Origin of the sequence: Microbacterium sp. ZW T2_14 (assembly GCF_044987405.1) — a bacterium.
Classification (GTDB): Bacteria; Actinomycetota; Actinomycetes; order Actinomycetales; family Microbacteriaceae; genus Microbacterium.
On sequence record NZ_JBJDRK010000075.1, the window covers coordinates 1 to 16,520 of the forward strand.

The following is a 16,520-nucleotide window of genomic DNA, read 5'->3' on the forward strand; positions in this document are numbered from 1 at the left end:
GCCGTCAGCCGGCGCCTCCGTGGTCGCGGTCTCGCCGTCCGGGGCGGCCGCCTCGAACGGACGCACGCCCAGCATCGCGGGCGCCCCGTACATCGCGCCGCCGGCCGCTTCCGGCGCGTTCTGCGTCGGCGACGGGTCGGGCGTCGGCTCCGGGCTGGGCGTCGGTGTGGGCGTGGGAGTCGGGATCGGCGGCGTCGGCGGCTCGGGCGGGTCCGGCGGCTCAGGTGGCGTCGGAAGACCCGGGATGGTGGGCGTGGGCGGGGTCGCCGGGCCGCTTCCGATCGTGCCGGGATTCACCGTGCCGGGACCGCACGTCAGGCTCGTCGAGCTGGTGCTCGTCGTGGATGAGTTCGTGGTGCCGCCGCCCGTCTGCGGCGTCGAACCGGTCGACACCTGCTGGCAGTTCGGCCCGAACGGCGAGACCGGAGCGGCCGGCGCGGCCGGCGCGGCGGCCGGCGGCACGACGACGACGGTGATCGTCGTCCGCGTCCGCGGCGGCGCCACCGTGACCGGCTGGGACGGGGCGACCGGGAGCACCTGCTCGACCGGAGCGGGCTCGGGAGCGGGTTGCTCGCCGAAGTCGACGGGACCGATGAGTCGCGGGGCCCCGGCGGGCGCGACGACGTAGGCCGGCGACTCGATCGGCGCAGCGGTGGCAGGAGAAGCCCAGGTCAGCTGCGAAAGCACGAGCGCGGACGCGACGAGGGCCACGACCGCGGTCCTCCGTCGGCCGTGCACCAGTGAGACCGCCGTGCCCGAGACACGGCGCTGCTCTCGCGAAACCCCGAAACCGGGGGATCTCCGACTCATGGGGCCCCTTCTGCCCATTCGTCCTACAGAAATCCCCACCCCCTGCAGCACCGCCAGACAACCCGGTGCGCATCCGAGAGGGAATGTAACTGCTCGGACGGCCTTCCACAAGAGAAGAGTCGGATTCCCGTTTCGGAATACACGGTCTGTGAAAACGAGAGAAGGCCCCGCCGAAGCGGGGCCTTCTCGGTGACGATGTGCGTCGTGATCAGAGCGACGCGATGATTTCGCGCATCAGTGCGGCCGTCTCGGACGGCGTCTTGCCGACCTTGACGCCGGCGGCCTCGAGGGCCTCCTTCTTGGCCTGCGCCGTGCCCGCCGAGCCCGACACGATGGCGCCGGCGTGGCCCATGGTCTTGCCCTCGGGAGCCGTGAAACCGGCGACGTAGCCGACGACCGGCTTGGTCACGTTGGCCTTGATGAAGTCGGCAGCGCGCTCCTCGGCGTCGCCGCCGATCTCGCCGATCATGACGATCGCCTTGGTCTCGGGGTCGGCCTCGAATGCGGCGAGCGCGTCGATGTGCGTGGTGCCGATGACCGGGTCGCCGCCGATGCCGATCGCGGTCGAGAAGCCGATCTCGCGCAGCTCGTACATCATCTGGTAGGTCAGCGTGCCCGACTTCGAAACGAGGCCGATCGGGCCCTTGCCGGTGATGTTGGCGGGCGTGATGCCCACCAGCGACTCGCCGGGCGTGATGATGCCGGGGCAGTTCGGGCCGATGATGCGGGTCGTGTCGCCCTTGGACTGCGCGTACGCCCAGGCCTCGGCGGTGTCGCCGACGGGCACGCCCTCGGTGATCACGACGAGGAGCGGGATCTCGGCGTCGATGGCCTCGATCATCGCGTCCTTCGTGAACGCGGGCGGCACGAACGCGATCGACACGTCGGCGCCGGTGGCGGCGATGGCCTCGGCGACGGAGGCGAACACGGGGAGCTCGACGGGGTTGCCGTCGGCGTCGGTGTGGAGCACCGTGGTGCCGGCCTTGCGAGCGTTCACGCCGCCGACGACCTGCGTGCCGGCCTTGAGCATGAGCGCGGTGTGCTTGGTGCCCTCGCCGCCGGTGATGCCCTGGACGATGACCTTGGAGTCCTTGTTGAGGAAGATCGACATGTCTGTTCTTTCCTAGTTCCGGATGCTGGGGGTCAGGCGTTGGCGAGCTCGGCAGCCTTGTCGGCGCCCTCGTCCATCGTCTCGGCCAGGGTCACGAGAGGGTGGTTGGCGTCGCGGAGGATCGCGCGTCCCTCTTCCACCTTGTTGCCGTCCAGGCGCACGACGAGCGGCTTCGAGGCGCTCGATCCGAGCTCGGCGAGTGCGCCCACGATGCCCTTGGCGACCGCGTCGCACGCGGTGATGCCGCCGAAGACGTTGACGAACACGCTCTTCACCTGCGGGTCGCCGAGGATGACGTCCAGGCCTGCGGCCATGACCTCTGCCGAGGCGCCGCCGCCGATGTCGAGGAAGTTGGCCGGTTTCACGCCACCGTGGTTCTCACCGGCGTACGCGACGACGTCGAGCGTCGACATCACGAGGCCCGCGCCGTTGCCGATCACGCCGACCTCGCCGTCGAGCTTGACGTAGTTGAGGTCGTTGGCCTTCGCCTTCGCCTCGAGCGGGTCGGCGGCGGCCTTGTCTTCGAGCAGCGCGTGACCGGGGTGGCGGAAGTCGGCGTTCTCGTCGAGCGAGACCTTGCCGTCGAGGGCGATGACGTCGCCCTCCTCGGTGAGCACGAGCGGGTTGACCTCGACGAGCGTGGCGTCCTCGCCCTTGTAGACGTTGAAGAGCTTGACGAAGACGTCGCTCACCTTGTCGACGAGCTCCGCGGCGAAGCCGGCAGCCTCGGCGATCTCGACGGCCTTCTGCTTGTCGATGCCCTGCAGCGGGTCGACCGCGATGCGTGCGAGCGCCTCGGGGCGCTCGACCGCGAGCTCCTCGATCTCCATGCCGCCCTCGACGCTGCACAGCGACAGGTAGGAGCGGTTGGCCCGGTCCAGCAGCACCGAGAAGTAGTACTCCTTGTCGATGCGGGCACCCTGGGCGACCATCACGCGCTTGACGACGTGGCCCTTGATGTCGAGGCCGAGGATGGCCTTCGCCGCCTCGTACGCCTCATCGGGGGTCTTGGCGACCTTGACGCCGCCCGCCTTGCCGCGCCCGCCGGTCTTGACCTGGGCCTTGACGACGACGACTCCGCCGATCTTCTCGGCCGCGGCCCGCACCTCCTCCGGCGTGTCGGCGACGATGCCGGCGAGCACCGGCACCTCGTACTTCTCGAAAAGGTCACGTGCCTGGTACTCGTACAGATCCACAGTGCATTCCTTCGCAGGTGGCGAATGGGGGTGGGGACGACGCGAAAAGCGTCTCGACGTCGAGATATCGACCAGTCCCCCAGCCTACTACCGGTCACCGTCCGGTTCGGACCGCAGCGACGCGCCCACGGTTCGGCACGGCCCGCGTCAGCCGACCGCTGTCCCGTGCGGGACGGATGCCGCGGACTCGGAGGCCTCGATCTCCTCGCCCGGGACGCGGGGCAGGCGGGTGAGGTCGCACAGCGCCGGTCCCTCGATGCGCCGGCCCTCTGCGGTGAACCGCGACGCGTGGAGCGGGCAGTCCCACGAGCGCTCGGCGTCGTCCCACCGGAGCACTCCCCCGAGGTGCGGGCACACCGCGCTGACGGCGCGGGTCACGCCGTCCACTGTCGAGATGCCGACGGGATGCCCGCCGCGGCTGGCGACGACGCCTTCGCCTTCTCGGGGCTGCGGGACCGGGGTCGGTGCCGCCTGGGCGCCGAGCCATCCGGATGCCGCCTCCCATCCGACTCGCAGATTCTCCACGCCCCCGCGGGCGAGGTCCGCCGGCACGGTGAACCGGGTGGAGATGACGTTCATCCAGTCGGGGCGGTCGCGCCTCGGGACCTTCCCGATCTCGGCCACGATCCGCAGTGCCGCGGCCGGGGCGTTGGACAGCCCCCATTTGGCGTAGCCGGTGGCGAAGCGCACGCGCCCGAGGCCGCGCGGCATCGCGCCGACGAAGGGGATGAGGTCGTGCGACTGGTAGTCCTGCGCCGACCACGCCGCGACCGGCTCGGCGCCGGGGAAGTGCTCCCGCGTCCATGCGATCAGCTCGTCGCGGCACGCGCGCGGGGACGGGGATCGGCCGACGGGGAAGCCGTTGCCTCCGACGATGAGCTGGGCGGCGCCGGCCGGGCCGTCCGCCGGGGTGATCGACCGGATGGACTTGGTCGCGCCGTCGACGGAGAGGTACAGCCCCTCGGGCAGCGGCGCATCGGTGGCGCACGCGACGCACTGCGAGCGCAGCCCCCGCGTCTTGGCGAAGTACAGGCCCCGGTCGATGATGGGCGTCGCCGTCGCGAGGACGACCTGGTCGGCGGCGGCGAAGCCGGCAGAGGTCTCGACACCGGCATGGGGCACGATGTGCGCGTGGGTCACGCGTACCCCGGTGTGCAGGGCGCCGCCCGCCTCCAGGTACGCGCGCGCCATCGCCGTGAGCAGCTGCTGCGGGTCGATGGCGACCTGCTGGTCGAGCGCGACCGCGTCGACGATCGGGAAAGGGGACTGCGCGAGCAGGTCCGGTTCCACGCGACGCACCGGCAGTCCGGCATCCCACCCGGCCTCCAGCTCGGCGGCGACCGTCTCGACGCCCTCCGGGGTCTGCGCGTAGGAATAGGCGGTACGCCGGGAGTACGGCACGCCGAGCTCGTCTGCCAGGTCGGTCAGCCACCGTGCACCGTCGGCGTTCGCCTCGACGTACGCCTGCACCAGCCGCGCCGGGTGGTGCCGGCGCAGCGTCGAGAGCACCGAGCCCTGCAGCAGCGACAGCTTGCCGGTGTTGGCCCCCGATGCCAGCTCGCCGACCTCGCCGGCCTCGAGGACGGCGACGTCGCGCCCCTCGCGAGCGAGCAGGAGCGCGGTGGCGAGGCCGGTCAGCCCGGCGCCGACCACGACGACCTCGTGGTGCCGGCCGGGCTCGAAGGGCGAGCCGGCCACGCGAGCGGGGTCGAGCTTCCAGATGGGCGTCATCTTCACAGTGAACGCGCGTGCCGCCGGATGCTCCACCCGGTTGACACGGATACGGCGGAGTGAGAACGCGGAACGTGTGACGGATGCCGCACCCCGCGCCGGCGCGGCGCATTAGGCTCTCCCCCGAGATGTCCGACACCGCCGCCGCTTCCGCCGCCCCTCACCCGATGACGGGTGCCGGCGCCGCGCGCGCGGCCGTGGTCGCCGCGGCCCTCGAGCTTTTCGCGGAGCAGGGTTTCGATCAGACCTCCGTCGAGCAGATCGCGCAGGCCGCGGGCGTCTCGCGCTCGACGTTCTTCCGGCAGTTCGGCGGCAAGGACGACGTGGTCTTCGCCGACCACGAGGTGCTGCTCGAGCGGCTCCGCGAGTTCCTGGCGCAGCCGCACCGCGATCCGTGGGCGGCCGTGTGCGAGGCATCCCTCTTCGTGTACGGGCACTTCGCCGCCGATCCCGAGCTCGCGCGCCGACGGTACACCGTCGTCCGCGGCGTGCCCGCGCTGCGCGATCGCGAGATCGTGACGGTGTTCCGCTACGAGCGGCTGTTCGACGAGTACCTGCGGGCCTCGCTGCCGGGCCTCGACCCGCTCGACGCGGTCGGCTTCTCGGCGCTGGTCACCGCGATCCACAATCACGTGCTGCGCCGCCTCATCCGCGGCCCCAAGAAGGTGCCGGTCTCGGTGCTGAAGGTCGCTCTGGACGACGCCCGCCGTCGCTTCGGCGTCCTGCCCGACGGCGACGCCGATCCCGCGGCCGATCAGGTCGTCGTCGCGGTGTTCCCCCGCGCGATGCCGACGGCCGAGCTCGCGCGGCGGCTGCGCGCGCAGCTCGACGACTGAACGACACGGCGCGCCGGTCGGTTCCTCTGTTCAGCGGCTGAATCCCGCCTGTATGTTCGAGCCATGAGCGCCGTGGAGACCACCGCCGGAACGCCCGCCGAGACCGCGTGGTACAGCCAAGACCCAGATGCCGTCGTCGCCGCATTCCGCAGTGATCGCGACCGCGGGCTGACAGCCGCCGACGCAGCCCAGCGGCTCGCCGAGCACGGCCCCAACTCGATCGCCGCCGAGAAGCCGCCGTCGACGTGGCAGGTGGCGCTGAAGCAGCTCGCCGACCCCATGAACGTCATGCTGGTCGCCGTCGCGATCATCAGCCTCTTCATCAACCAGGTGAGCGTCGGCATCCTGGTCGGCGCGCTCGTCGTGCTCAACATCGTGCTCGGCACCCGGCAGGAGCTCAAGGCGAAGGCATCCGTCGACGCCCTCGCGAAGATGCAGATCCCGCAGGCGAAGGTGATCCGCGACGGCATCCTGCTGCAGGTCGGCGCGACCACCCTCGTGCCGGGTGACATCGTGACCCTCGAGGCGGGTGACCTCGTGCCCGCCGACGGCCGCATCATCCGGTCGGCGACGCTCGAGACGCAGGAGGCGGCCCTCACCGGAGAGAGCGCGCCGATCCCGAAGGATGCCGGAACCCTCGCCGATCCCGACACGGCGCTCGGCGACCGCACCGACATGGTCTTCCAGAACACGCAGGTCACCCGCGGCACCGCGACGGTGGTCATCACCGGCACCGGCATGCAGACGCAGATGGGCCAGATCGCGACGATGCTCTCGTCCGTCAAGCCGGGGAAGTCGCCGCTGCAGCGCGAGCTCGACTCCCTCACCGGGGTGCTGGGATGGATCGCGTGGGGCGCCGTCGCCATCATCATCATCACGGGCCTGCTGCGCGGACAGGAGATCGCGTCGGTCATCCTGCTCGGCATCTCGATGGCGATCTCGGCGATCCCGACGGGCATGCCGTCGTTCGTCCAGGCGATGCTCTCGTACGGTTCGCGGCAGCTCGCCGAGCACAAGGCGGTCGTCAAGAACCTGACGGATGTCGAGACGCTCGGGGCGACCAGCGCGATCAACTCCGACAAGACCGGCACTCTCACCATGAACGAGATGACGGTCGAGACGCTGTACTACCGCGGCGAGTGGTTCACCGTCGCCGGCAGCGGCTACGAGAAGACCGGTGAGGTTCGCCACACCGCGGGTCTGCCGGTGCCGCAGTTCACGCAGCTGGCGCTCGGCCTGACACTGTGCAGCGACGCGACGGTGTCGGACGACGGCGCCGTGATCGGCGATCCGACCGAGGCCGCACTCGTGGTGCTCGCGGCGAAGCTCGGCGCCGATGCCGAACTGACCCGCAGCACGTTCCCGCGGGTCGCCGAGGTGCCCTTCGACTCGGCGTACAAGTTCATGGGAACATTCCACCGGATCCCGGTCGACGGCAACGAGCTGCTCGTCGGGTACGTCAAGGGCGGTCCGGACGTCGTGCTCGACCGCTGCGGCTCCGTCGCCACGATGGAGGGCGTCGTGCCGATCGCCGATCGCCGCGACGAGATCCTCGAGGCCAACCGCACGCTGTCGGAGCAGGGACTGCGCGTGCTCGCCTTCGCGTTCCGCCGCTTCGCCCCCGACGCGCCGGTGGCGGACGACCCGATGGCGGCCATCGCCGATCTGACCTTCGTCGGCCTCGTCGGCATCATCGACCCGCTCCGCCCGTCCTCGAAGGAGGCCGTGCGCATCGCTCGCGAGGCGGGCATCGAGGTCCGCATGATCACCGGCGACCACGCGATCACCGCCGCGGCGATCGGCAGGAAGCTCGGGCTCGGCGAGGGATCGGCGAGCGGCGCCGAGATCCAGGCGATGAGCGACGAGGACCTCAAGGCGGCACTTCCGCGTCTGCACATGTTCGGCCGGGTCACCCCCGAGGACAAGCTGCGGCTCGCTCGCCTGATGCAGGAGGACGGCGCCGTCGTCGCGATGACCGGCGACGCGGTGAACGATGCCGCCGCGCTCAAGCAGGCCGACATCGGCGTGGCCATGGGCTCCGGCAGCGACGTGACGAAGCAGGCGGGGAAGATGATCCTCGTCGATGACAACTTCGGCACGCTCGTCACCGCCGTCAAGCTCGGGCGCGGGATCTACGAGAAGATCGTCAGCTACGTCCGGTTCCAGATGTCGCAGCTGTTCTCGCTCGTCCTGCTCTTCCTCGTCGCGAGCATCTTCGGCATCAACAACGGGGTGCCGCTCACGCCGATCATGGTGCTGTTCCTCAACTTCTTCGTCGCGATCTTCCCGGTCATCGTGATCCTGCTCGACCCCGTGCCGGACGGCATCATGCTGAAGCCGCCGCGCGACCCGAAGAAGACGATCGCGAACCGCGGCGCGGTGACACTCTGGTTCGTGTACGGCAGCCTCATCTTCTTGACGACGCTCGTGCCCCTGCTGATCTACCCCGATGAGCTCAGCTCGACCGAGCCGAACGTGCCGGTGACGATGGCCTTCGTGGTCTGCGCACTCGGCTCGATCTTCGGCGGGCTCGTCATGCGGCGCGACCCCGAGTCGGGGCTGTCCGCTCCCATCCTCACCGCCGTCAAGTGGCTGTCCATCCCGCTGGCGCTCACCGTCGTCGCCGTCGAGGTCGGCTTCATGCAGCGTCTCATCGGCACGACGAGCCTCTCGGGCAACGAGTGGCTGACGGCGCTCGGCCTGGCGCTGCTCGTGCCGGTGCTGATCGAGATCGAGAAGTCGATCCGTCGCGCGCGCATCGCGCGTCGTGCCCCCGTCGCCTGATCCTCAGGATGCCGAACGCGCGCCTCCCGACACCGGGTGGCGCGCGTTCCTGCTCGAGCGGAACTCAGAGCGCGTCGTACACCGCACGGATGTAGGTCCGGCCGCGCTCGGAGGTCAGAATGCCCTCCGACATGCGGTTCATGACGTAGGCGAAGGTCACGCCGCGATCGACGTCCGCCGTGACGACCGATCCACCCCAGCCTCCCCAGAAGGCCACGCGCCCCTCGGGGATGTACGAGGTGGTGAGCGGATGCCGCAGTCCCCAGCCGAGCCCCCACCGCAGCGGTATCCCGAGGACGAGGTCGACGCCTTCGACGGGCGCGCCGAAGACCAGATCGACGGCCTCGGGCGACAGCATCCGTCGTCCGTCGATCTCGCCGCGACCCGTGATGAGCGCGTTCAGCCTCGCGACCGAGCGGGCGTTGCCCTGGCCGCCCGCGCCGCCGATGCCCGCAGCGCGCCAGGCGCGGGTCCAGGTGATCTCGGCGCCGACCACGGGTCCGGTGAATGATCTGAACGCCGGCGACTCCGGGGGCATCGCGGAGAGGTCGACGTCCAGGGGCGGCGGCGGCACGACGTCCGACACCCGGGAGTCCTCCGATTCGGGCAGGCCCAGCCAGAAGTCAGCGCTGAGAGGCTCTGCCAGCTCCGTGCGCACGAACTCGCCGAGCCCCCGGCCCGTCACCGCGCGGACCAGACCATGGATCAGATGGCCGTAGTCGAGGAGGTGGTACCCCGAGGCCGCGCCCGCCGGCCACCACGGTGCCTGTGCGGCGAGGCGGTCCGCCGCGGCATCCACGTCGATGATGTCTTCGGCCGAGACGGGCTGATCCCAGCCGGAGACGCCCGATGAGTGAGTGAGCACGTGGCGGACGAGCACGCCGTCTTTGCCTGCGGCGCCGAACTCGGGCCAGTACGCGGCCACCGGAGCGTCCGGGTCCAGCTCGCCTCGGTCGATCAGCAGCAGCGCCGCCAGTGACGACACCGTCTTCGAGAGCGACCAGACATTGGTGAGGGTGTCTCGCTCCCACGGCCGGCTGCGGTCCGGGTCGCTCCAGCCGCCCCACACGTCGACGACGGGCCGGCCGTCGACCAGCACGCAGAGCGAACCTCCCAGTTCCTCGCCGGTGGCGAGGTTCTGCCGGAAGGCGTCGAGAAGCCCGGCGAACCGGGGATCGGCGTCTCCGTCCACGGCCACGGTGGAAGCAACGCTGTTCGACATCCTGGTCTCCTTCGACGCTCGGATCCGGCGGCACTGCCGGGTGGACGCGAGCATACCGCGCGGTCGGTATGCTTGTCATCCACCGGCGTCGGGAGAGGCTGGTGTTGCCGCCGATGGCGGACGGCGTCACGACGAGGAGGTCGGATGAAGATCACGGGAGCAGTGCTCGAGGTCTCGGGCGCGCAGCCGCCGTTCGCGCAGTCGCGCCCCTTCACCGTCGGGGAACTCGAGCTCGACGAGCCCGGCCCCGGCGAACTGCTGGTGCGCATCGAGGCGGCCGGCGTCTGCCACTCCGACCTCAGCGTCGTCGACGGCAACCGTGTGCGCCCGATGCCGATGCTGCTCGGTCACGAGGCGGCCGGCATCGTGCAGCAGCTCGGCGACGGCGTCGAGGACGTCGTGGTCGGCGATCGCGTCGTGATGACATTCCTCCCCCGCTGCGGCGAGTGCGACGGATGCCGCACCGAAGGGCGGCTGCCCTGCACGCCGGGTTCGTCGGCCAACAACGCGGGCACGCTTCTCGGCGGGGGCATGCGCCTGCGCCGTCGCCGCATCGGCGGCGACGACGACGGTGCGGGCGCCGGCGCCGGCGAGACGCAGGAGGTCCACCATCACCTCGGGGTCTCGGCGTTCGCGACACACGCCGTGGTGAGCCGCGCGTCCGTCGTGCCGGTCGATCCGGACGTGCCCGCCGAGATCGCAGCCCTCCTCGGATGCGCGGTGCTCACCGGCGGCGGCGCGGTCGTCAACGCGGGACGGCCGGCGCCGGACGATCGCGTGGTGGTGGTCGGGCTGGGCGGCGTCGGCATGGCCGCGCTCCTGGTCGCTGTCGCGCTCGGTCACGAAGTCGTCGGAGTCGACATGGTGCCCGGCAAGCTCGCGCATGCCCTCGCGTGCGGTGCCGCCGAGGCCCTCACGCCGGCGGATGCCGTGGACCGCGGCATCCGTGCCCCCGTCGTCATCGAGGCCGCCGGAGCGGCGCGCGCGTTCGAGACCGCTGTCGCGCTCACCGCGCCCGGCGGCACCACCGTGACCGTGGGCCTTCCCGCGCCCGACGCCCGCGCGAGCGTCTCGCCCCTCGTGCTCACCGCCGAGGCGCGCACCATCGTCGGCAGCTACCTCGGATCCGCGGTGCCGAGCCGCGACATCCCCCGCTACGTCGAGCTGTGGCGCGCGGGACGCCTGCCGCTCGAGCGACTCGTCTCCTCCCGCATCGGCCTCGACGACCTCGACGCCGCCTTGGACCGGCTCGCCGCGGGCGGCGAGCTGCGCCAGTTGATCCAGTTCGACCAGCAGAGCACCTTCGAAAGGAACCACGCATGACCAGAACCGCCATCGTCACCGGATCCGCGCGGGGCATCGGCGCCGCCACCGCGCGGCGGCTCGCCGCCGACGGCAACGCCGTCGCTGTGCTCGACCTCGATGAGGCGCAGTGCGCCGACACGGTGAAGGCGATCACGGATGCCGGCGGCCGGGCTCTCGCCGTCGGCGCGAACGTCGCCGACGCGGCGTCGGTGGAGCGTGCGGTCGCGCGCGTCGCCGAGGAGCTCGGTTCACCGACGATCCTCGTCAACAACGCCGGGATCATCCGCGACAACCTGCTCTTCAAGATGACCGAGGAGGACTGGGACGCCGTGATGAACGTGCACCTGCGCGGCGCCTTCCTGATGTCGCGGGCGGTGCAGGAGCACCAGGTGAAGGCCGGGTGGGGGCGCATCGTCAACCTCTCGTCGACGTCGGCGCTGGGCAACCGGGGCCAGGCGAACTACGCCGCCGCCAAGGCCGGCATGCAGGGATTCACCAAGACGCTCGCCATCGAGCTCGGTCGATACGGCGTCACCGCAAACGCGATCGCGCCCGGGTTCATCGTCACCGACATGACGCGGTCCACGGCCGACCGTCTGGGCGTCGGGTTCGAGGACTTCATCGCCCACAACGCCCAGGAGATCCCGGTGCAGCGCGCCGGCTACCCCGACGACATCGCCGCCGCCGCATCGTTCTTCTGCTCCGAGGAGGCCGGCTTCGTCTCCGGCCAGGTGCTGTACGTCGCGGGAGGGCCTCGCGCATGAGCATCGTCGTCGACTCCCCCGCCGGTCTCACGGGCGCCGTGGGCAGTACCGCCACCGGCGACTGGTTCGCGATCGACCAGCAGCGCATCCATGCGTTCGCCGACGCCACCGAGGACTGGCAATGGATCCACCTCGACGCCGAGCGCGCGGCATCCGGTCCGTTCGGTGCGACCATCGCGCACGGCTACCTGACGCTCTCGCTGCTGCCGCGGCTCACCGCCGGCCTGCTGTCGGTCGACGGCACAGCGATGGTCGTGAACTACGGGCTCGACAAGGTGCGGTTCCTGCAGCCGGTCGTCGTCGATTCGCGCGTGCGGGCCGTGACCGAGGTGGTCTCGGCGGAGCCCTCGCCGCAGGGCTACCGGGTGGGCCTGCGCACGACCGTCGAGCTCGACGGATCCGAGCGCCCCGCACTCGTCGCCGAGACGGTGGCGCTCTTCGTCCCGGAGGGCTGAACCTCCGGGACTTCGGCGATTCGGCGGATCCGAGGGCGCGCCGCCGTCAGGGCCGCTCGCTGCCGAGCGGACCGGCGTCGAGCCCATGGTCCGACCTGGGCCCGCCGCCCACACCGGGCGGCGGCCCCAGGTGGAGCGGTGAGGCGATGAAGAGCGCCACGAGGAGCAGGGCGAGCAGGGTCGCGACGACGCACACCCGCGTCAGCACCGCTCTGGCCCTGCTTCCGAGGCCGAGGCGCATGGCGGCGACGATGGCGAGTCCCGTCAGACCACCTGCGGTGTTGACGACGACGTCGGTGACGTCGGTGCTCCCGATAGCCAGGACGAACTGCGTCACCTCGAGAGCCAGACTCGCCCCGGCCAGGACGACGGCGATCCTCCACCACCGCCACGACGGGGCGAGGAGGCCGAGATAGAGGCCGAACGGGATGAACAGCAGGAAGTTGATGACGACCTCGGCGGGCTTGCTCGCCCCTTGGCCCGCGGTGGCGGCGAACGGGACGAGCTTGACGACGCGATCCACACCGCCGACCCACGGGAGTTCGAGCTTCCAGAGCACGATCCAGATGACAAGCGCCAGGTAGAGCGCGAAGGCCGCGATCAGCCAGGCCGGAACCGGATCAGTGCGGGCGGCCCGCTGGTCGGGTGGCAGTGCGGTGGTCGTCATGGCATCCCGGTCTCCGGATCCGATCGCGGCCTGGGGCCCGTCGAGCGTCGCTTCTCGGCGAGAAGGACGACTCCAGTCAACGGCACCCGATGTTGCGTCCGCGTATGCTCCGTCGGATGCCGCGATGTCATGACGGCGTCGGTTCGACGTCTTCGGGGGCTTCGGGCGCGGGGCCGAGTCGGGGGATCCAGCACCGGACCGTATCGCGGTAGCGGCGGAATTCGTCGCCGAACCTCGCTTCCAGATCTGCTTCCTCCAGCGGCCGGACAGCGAAATTCCACAGCAGCGAGCCGAGAACGGCGTAGACCACCACCATCCACGACGACAGCATCAGCCCGACAGCGGCGCCCTGCACGAATCCCGACACCGCCATCGGGTTGCGCACGACGCGGTAGGGACCGGCGGTGACCAGGCGATTCGCGGTCGCAGCGGGTAGCGGCGTGCCATCCCCGTTGACGTTCATCGCGGCAGCCGACCACAGCCCCAGGATGCTGGCCAGCAGGAACAGCGCCCATCCCGCCCAGACGAGTGCCGACGGGAACGCGACGGCCAGTCCCCATCGCGTCTCGAGCGCCGACAGTGCCAGGGGGATGACGCCGAGGAACAGGCCCTAGAAGATCAGGATCTGCGCGACGGTGAGGAGCATGTGCGGAGCGGGTCGCGCCCGTGACCGCGCGGGTCGGAACGCGAACGGTCCGGCGAGCGCCCACCAGGTCGGGATGCGTCCGAACCACAGGAGGCACAGCGCTCCGCTGGAGCCGATGGATGCCGCGGCCATGAGCAGCACTCCCCACCCCGCCTCACCGCTGAACGTCGCATACACCGCGAGCAGCACGGTCACCGCGAGGGTCCACCCGGTGGCGACGATCGCCGAGAGGAGCGCCCAACGACCCGTGGCCACGGCAGCGAGACCCGACGCGATCACGAAGAGCGGGATGTCGAGCAGTGCGACGAGAACCGCGTCCAGCGAGCCGAGCGTCGTCGCACGGACCAGCGGGATGGTGAAGACACCGACCCACCATGCGATGCCGGCCGCGGCCTGTGCGGCGAAGTACAGCCGCGCCAGGGCGCCCGCCGCCGGCAACGCGACCGCTGTGCCGTGACTCCCGCGCTTCACAGCTCCAGCATCCCAGCGATGTCCTCACGGCGGTGTCGACCGCGTCCGGGAACGTATCTGACGATGGGCGGGTGCCGGGATCGGTTGTGGCCTAGCCTCGACTCGTGATCCACCTCGTCGCGCGACGCATCCGGGCTGACCAGCGCGATCGGGCGGTCGGCTGGTTGCGCGAGATAGACGGTCCGCGGCGGGCTGAGGCGTTGGAGTCGCTCGCTGCCGAGGGTGTCGATCACGAGACCGCGATGATCATCGACACGGGCGACGGTCCCATCCTCGTGTACGCGATGCAGACCGACGATCTGGCCCGTTCGCGCGCGGTCACGGACCAGTCCCCTCGGTCCGTGGACGCGGAGCACCGCGCAGTCATGCGGCGTGCGGATGACGGGCCGGCGGACGCTGAGATCGTCCTTGATCTGCGCGTGAACCTCGATTGATGACGTTCTAGCTGCCTGCCGCGAGGCGCCGGTTGTGGAGCGGGATGGTGACGAGGCCCGGGAGGAGCGCCAGCGCGACGACGGCGACCGACCAGTAGCCGATGGTCGGGGCCAGGAGGCCCGCGGAGAGTGCGACCAGGAAGGCCCCCGCGACTCGCAGGCCGATCGCCGCACCGGATGCGACTTCGGGACTGCGCCAGTACGGAAGCCGTCGGCCGGCGTTCGCGTTGCTCGCGACCCTCAACGACAGGAAGAACACGACACCACCGGCAACGACTCCGAACCACGCCACGACAGCCTCCACCCGCTCATCCGACCATCGCCGGTGCTCCGAGCGCAACACCCGCCCCGAGTTCAGCGGAGCGCGGCGACGAGGTGCGCGTTGCGCTTCCCGATGAGTCGGCGGAGGTACGGCACGAGAACCAGTCGCTCGGCGAGCGATCCGAAGATCGGTGAGGCGAGCGTGATGGTGTCGGTCATGCGAGCGCCCGTGGCGAGCTGCTCGAACCGGTGCTCGTGGACGAAGGTCTTGAACGGACCGCGGACCTGCTGATCGACGAAACGAGTGGGCCGGTCCAGCGCGGTGATCCGCGACGTCATGGTCCACCACACGCCGAAATGGCGCGCTCGCCACGTCACCGTCTCCCCGAGACCGATCCGTCCGGTCGTCACGCCTGCCACGGCCCGCTCCGCAGACCCGCTCATCGACGAGACGTGCGCGTCGATATCGAGCGACAGATCGAAGAGCGCCTGGGCGGAGATCGATGTCTCGGTCACGAGCGTGAAAGTCGAAGGCACCCTCCCATCCTGCCCGCGCACCGGTGGCTGAGCGGCCGCTGACCGGCTGCTCCCCCACCGCGAGAGTGCGTCCGGGCGGCGGGCTACGACGTGCCCGCGGCATCCCATTCGTGTCGCAGGTATCGCGGCGCCTGGACCCGCCATGCCTCGGTCACCAGTTCAGCGAGGTGGCCATCGTCGATCGCCGCCATGCGGAAGGCGACCTTCGGCTCACCCCACGGCGTCGTGGTGCCCAGGAACACGTCGGGCGCCATCTCGCGCAGTGCGAGCGCGTCGATCGGGTCGGCGAGCTTCACACCGACCACGAGCTCGGTGGCGATGATCGCGCGGATGTCGGCCGGGATGCTCGGCCACGGATGGCATTCCCACGCGTAGAGCTTGCGGCGTACGAACCAGGCGGCACCGCCGGTCGTCGCACGCTCTTCGCTCCCGGGCAGCAGTTCGGCGGTGAGGCGCAGATCGTCGAGGGTGGCCACGTCCCCACCCTAGGCATCGCCTCCGACACGGCACCGCTCGCCCACAGACCTCGACGGGCGGCGGCAGCGCGAGCGCCGCCGCGCCTCTCTATCGGCGAGAGTGGCCGCGAACTAGGGTGGTCGCGTGAAGCGGATCTGGCCGTATCTGGTGCCCGGCGTGCTGCTGACCGCGATCGGGCTGATCTGGACCCTGCAGGGCTTCGGCGTGCTGGGAGGGTCGGTGATGAGCGGCTCCCCCTTGTGGGCGACGATCGGTCCTATCGTGCTGCTGGTCGGTCTGGCCCTCATCGGCGTCGCGATAGTCATCGCCCGGCGCCGCCGCCGAGCGGACTGATCGTCATCGCGCGGCGCCGCCGCCGAGCGGACCGATCGTCATCGCGCAGCGCCGCCGCCGAGCGGACTGATCGTCCACGCCGGACGCGCGCTGCGAGCGCGCGCCCGTCGGTACGCCGACGCCATGCTCAGCGATGGGAACGGGATGCCCGTCAGTTCCGCTGGGCGATGAGGTCGCGTTTTCGGGTGGGGGATTTCGTGGCGGGTCGCCATTTCACGTGGGCGTCCCACCAGTACGGGCCCCTCACATAGGGGATGCCGTTTTGCATGCGGATCTGCCAGCCGCCGGTGTCGAGGGTGCGGTGGTGGAACCAGCAGAGCAGGACGCCGTTGTCGGTGTGGGTGGGCCCTCCTCGGGAGTGTTCTTGCACGTGGTGGATCTCGCACCAGTGGGGTGGGACGTGGCAGCCGGGGATGAGGCAGCCGCCGTCGCGGAGGGTGATCGCTTTGCGCTGGTGGTGGTTGAAGATGCGGTCCAGGG

18 protein-coding genes and 1 pseudogene are annotated in these 16,520 nt (G+C 70.7%); 7 read left to right on the forward strand and 12 right to left on the reverse strand.

Annotation, left to right across the window (positions count from 1 at the left end; translation table 11 throughout):
- From ACI3KY_RS18415 to ACI3KY_RS18430, 4 genes and pseudogenes are all read right to left on the reverse strand, one after another.
- Nucleotides 1-711, reverse strand: a pseudogene (locus tag ACI3KY_RS18415) (hypothetical protein); the annotation flags it as partial.
- A gap of 307 nt (nt 712-1,018) precedes the next feature.
- Nucleotides 1,019-1,921 (reverse strand): succinate--CoA ligase subunit alpha, encoded by a 903-nt coding sequence (sucD, locus tag ACI3KY_RS18420; RefSeq protein ID WP_404931583.1) that lies wholly within the window; start codon nt 1,919-1,921, stop codon nt 1,019-1,021.
- A 32-nt stretch (nt 1,922-1,953) separates the two neighbouring features.
- Complete coding sequence (gene sucC, locus ACI3KY_RS18425; protein WP_404931584.1) at nt 1,954-3,117, reverse strand: ADP-forming succinate--CoA ligase subunit beta; 1,164 nt, start codon at nt 3,115-3,117, stop codon at nt 1,954-1,956.
- 147 nt (nt 3,118-3,264) lie between these two features.
- Complete coding sequence (locus ACI3KY_RS18430) at nt 3,265-4,848, reverse strand: FAD-dependent oxidoreductase (protein ID WP_404931585.1); 1,584 nt, start codon at nt 4,846-4,848, stop codon at nt 3,265-3,267.
- A 128-nt stretch (nt 4,849-4,976) separates the two neighbouring features.
- Between ACI3KY_RS18430 and ACI3KY_RS18435 the strand changes: the two genes are divergently transcribed.
- The gene (locus ACI3KY_RS18435; protein WP_404931586.1) at nt 4,977-5,684 is read left to right on the forward strand and encodes a TetR family transcriptional regulator; all 708 of its coding nucleotides are present in this window, start codon (nt 4,977-4,979) and stop codon (nt 5,682-5,684) included.
- 63 nt (nt 5,685-5,747) lie between these two features.
- Nucleotides 5,748-8,468: a cation-translocating P-type ATPase gene (locus ACI3KY_RS18440; RefSeq protein WP_404931587.1), complete on the forward strand. Its 2,721-nt coding sequence runs from the start codon at nt 5,748-5,750 to the stop codon at nt 8,466-8,468.
- Between the two features lie 64 nt (nt 8,469-8,532).
- Here the strand turns inward: ACI3KY_RS18440 and ACI3KY_RS18445 are convergent, their stop codons facing one another.
- Complete coding sequence (locus tag ACI3KY_RS18445; protein WP_404931588.1) at nt 8,533-9,690, reverse strand: serine hydrolase domain-containing protein; 1,158 nt, start codon at nt 9,688-9,690, stop codon at nt 8,533-8,535.
- Nucleotides 9,691-9,834: 144 nt separating this feature from the next.
- Here ACI3KY_RS18445 and ACI3KY_RS18450 point away from each other — a divergent pair, with 144 nt between their 5' ends.
- The 3 genes from ACI3KY_RS18450 to ACI3KY_RS18460 are packed head-to-tail and all read left to right on the forward strand — an operon-like array spanning nt 9,835 to nt 12,214.
- Nucleotides 9,835-11,013, forward strand: coding sequence for an alcohol dehydrogenase catalytic domain-containing protein (locus ACI3KY_RS18450; RefSeq protein ID WP_404931589.1), 1,179 nt, complete (start codon nt 9,835-9,837; stop codon nt 11,011-11,013).
- Nucleotides 11,010-11,759 carry an SDR family oxidoreductase gene (locus ACI3KY_RS18455; protein ID WP_404931591.1) on the forward strand — a complete coding sequence of 250 codons (750 nt, stop codon included), beginning with the start codon at nt 11,010-11,012 and terminating at the stop codon, nt 11,757-11,759. The genes ACI3KY_RS18450 and ACI3KY_RS18455 overlap by 4 nt, the downstream gene beginning before the upstream one ends.
- A complete protein-coding gene (locus ACI3KY_RS18460; RefSeq protein ID WP_404931592.1) occupies nt 11,756-12,214 on the forward strand; it encodes a MaoC family dehydratase in 459 nt (152 codons plus the stop codon). The genes ACI3KY_RS18455 and ACI3KY_RS18460 overlap by 4 nt, the downstream gene beginning before the upstream one ends.
- A 46-nt stretch (nt 12,215-12,260) precedes the next feature.
- Here the strand turns inward: ACI3KY_RS18460 and ACI3KY_RS18465 are convergent, their stop codons facing one another.
- The 3 genes from ACI3KY_RS18465 to ACI3KY_RS18475 form a co-directional block, all read right to left on the reverse strand.
- The gene (locus tag ACI3KY_RS18465; protein ID WP_404931593.1) at nt 12,261-12,881 is read right to left on the reverse strand and encodes a VanZ family protein; all 621 of its coding nucleotides are present in this window, start codon (nt 12,879-12,881) and stop codon (nt 12,261-12,263) included.
- 127 nt (nt 12,882-13,008) lie between these two features.
- Nucleotides 13,009-13,488 carry a methyltransferase family protein gene (locus ACI3KY_RS18470; protein ID WP_404931601.1) on the reverse strand — a complete coding sequence of 160 codons (480 nt, stop codon included), beginning with the start codon at nt 13,486-13,488 and terminating at the stop codon, nt 13,009-13,011.
- A 3-nt stretch (nt 13,489-13,491) separates the two neighbouring features.
- A complete protein-coding gene (locus ACI3KY_RS18475) occupies nt 13,492-13,998 on the reverse strand; it encodes a hypothetical protein (RefSeq protein WP_404931594.1) in 507 nt (168 codons plus the stop codon).
- A 104-nt stretch (nt 13,999-14,102) separates the two neighbouring features.
- On the opposite strand from ACI3KY_RS18475, the gene ACI3KY_RS18480 reads away from it, so the two are divergent.
- Nucleotides 14,103-14,432 (forward strand): DUF6176 family protein, encoded by a 330-nt coding sequence (locus ACI3KY_RS18480; RefSeq protein ID WP_404931595.1) that lies wholly within the window; start codon nt 14,103-14,105, stop codon nt 14,430-14,432.
- A 7-nt stretch (nt 14,433-14,439) separates the two neighbouring features.
- Here the strand turns inward: ACI3KY_RS18480 and ACI3KY_RS18485 are convergent, their stop codons facing one another.
- The 3 genes from ACI3KY_RS18485 to ACI3KY_RS18495 all read right to left on the reverse strand — a co-directional run bounded on the left by ACI3KY_RS18485 (nt 14,440) and on the right by ACI3KY_RS18495 (nt 15,706).
- Complete coding sequence (locus tag ACI3KY_RS18485; protein ID WP_404931596.1) at nt 14,440-14,724, reverse strand: hypothetical protein; 285 nt, start codon at nt 14,722-14,724, stop codon at nt 14,440-14,442.
- Nucleotides 14,725-14,786: 62 nt separating this feature from the next.
- Nucleotides 14,787-15,230 carry an SRPBCC family protein gene (locus ACI3KY_RS18490; RefSeq protein ID WP_404931597.1) on the reverse strand — a complete coding sequence of 148 codons (444 nt, stop codon included), beginning with the start codon at nt 15,228-15,230 and terminating at the stop codon, nt 14,787-14,789.
- A gap of 83 nt (nt 15,231-15,313) precedes the next feature.
- Nucleotides 15,314-15,706: a hypothetical protein gene (locus ACI3KY_RS18495; RefSeq protein WP_404931598.1), complete on the reverse strand. Its 393-nt coding sequence runs from the start codon at nt 15,704-15,706 to the stop codon at nt 15,314-15,316.
- A 124-nt stretch (nt 15,707-15,830) separates the two neighbouring features.
- Between ACI3KY_RS18495 and ACI3KY_RS18500 the strand changes: the two genes are divergently transcribed.
- Entirely contained in the window at nt 15,831-16,040 is a 210-nt protein-coding gene (locus ACI3KY_RS18500) for an LPXTG cell wall anchor domain-containing protein (protein WP_404931599.1), read from the forward strand.
- Nucleotides 16,041-16,191: 151 nt separating this feature from the next.
- On the opposite strand, the gene ACI3KY_RS18505 is transcribed toward ACI3KY_RS18500, so the two are convergent.
- Nucleotides 16,192-16,520 (reverse strand): HNH endonuclease signature motif containing protein (locus ACI3KY_RS18505; protein WP_404931600.1); only part of this gene is annotated, 329 nt, incomplete at its 5' end.

Excerpts from the sequence above, each read along its gene's own strand:
- ACI3KY_RS18445 (WP_404931588.1), bottom strand. The coding sequence starts at position 9,690 with ATGTCGAACAGCGTTGCTTCCACCGTGGCCGTGGACGGAGACGCCGAT.
- ACI3KY_RS18460 (WP_404931592.1), top strand. The coding sequence starts at position 11,756 with ATGAGCATCGTCGTCGACTCCCCCGCCGGTCTCACGGGCGCCGTGGGC.
- ACI3KY_RS18455 (WP_404931591.1), top strand. The coding sequence starts at position 11,010 with ATGACCAGAACCGCCATCGTCACCGGATCCGCGCGGGGCATCGGCGCC.
- ACI3KY_RS18435 (WP_404931586.1), top strand. The coding sequence starts at position 4,977 with ATGTCCGACACCGCCGCCGCTTCCGCCGCCCCTCACCCGATGACGGGT.
- ACI3KY_RS18430 (WP_404931585.1), bottom strand. The coding sequence starts at position 4,848 with ATGACGCCCATCTGGAAGCTCGACCCCGCTCGCGTGGCCGGCTCGCCC.
- ACI3KY_RS18450 (WP_404931589.1), top strand. The coding sequence starts at position 9,835 with ATGAAGATCACGGGAGCAGTGCTCGAGGTCTCGGGCGCGCAGCCGCCG.
- ACI3KY_RS18465 (WP_404931593.1), bottom strand. The coding sequence starts at position 12,881 with ATGACGACCACCGCACTGCCACCCGACCAGCGGGCCGCCCGCACTGAT.
- sucD (WP_404931583.1), bottom strand. The coding sequence starts at position 1,921 with ATGTCGATCTTCCTCAACAAGGACTCCAAGGTCATCGTCCAGGGCATC.
- ACI3KY_RS18440 (WP_404931587.1), top strand. The coding sequence starts at position 5,748 with ATGAGCGCCGTGGAGACCACCGCCGGAACGCCCGCCGAGACCGCGTGG.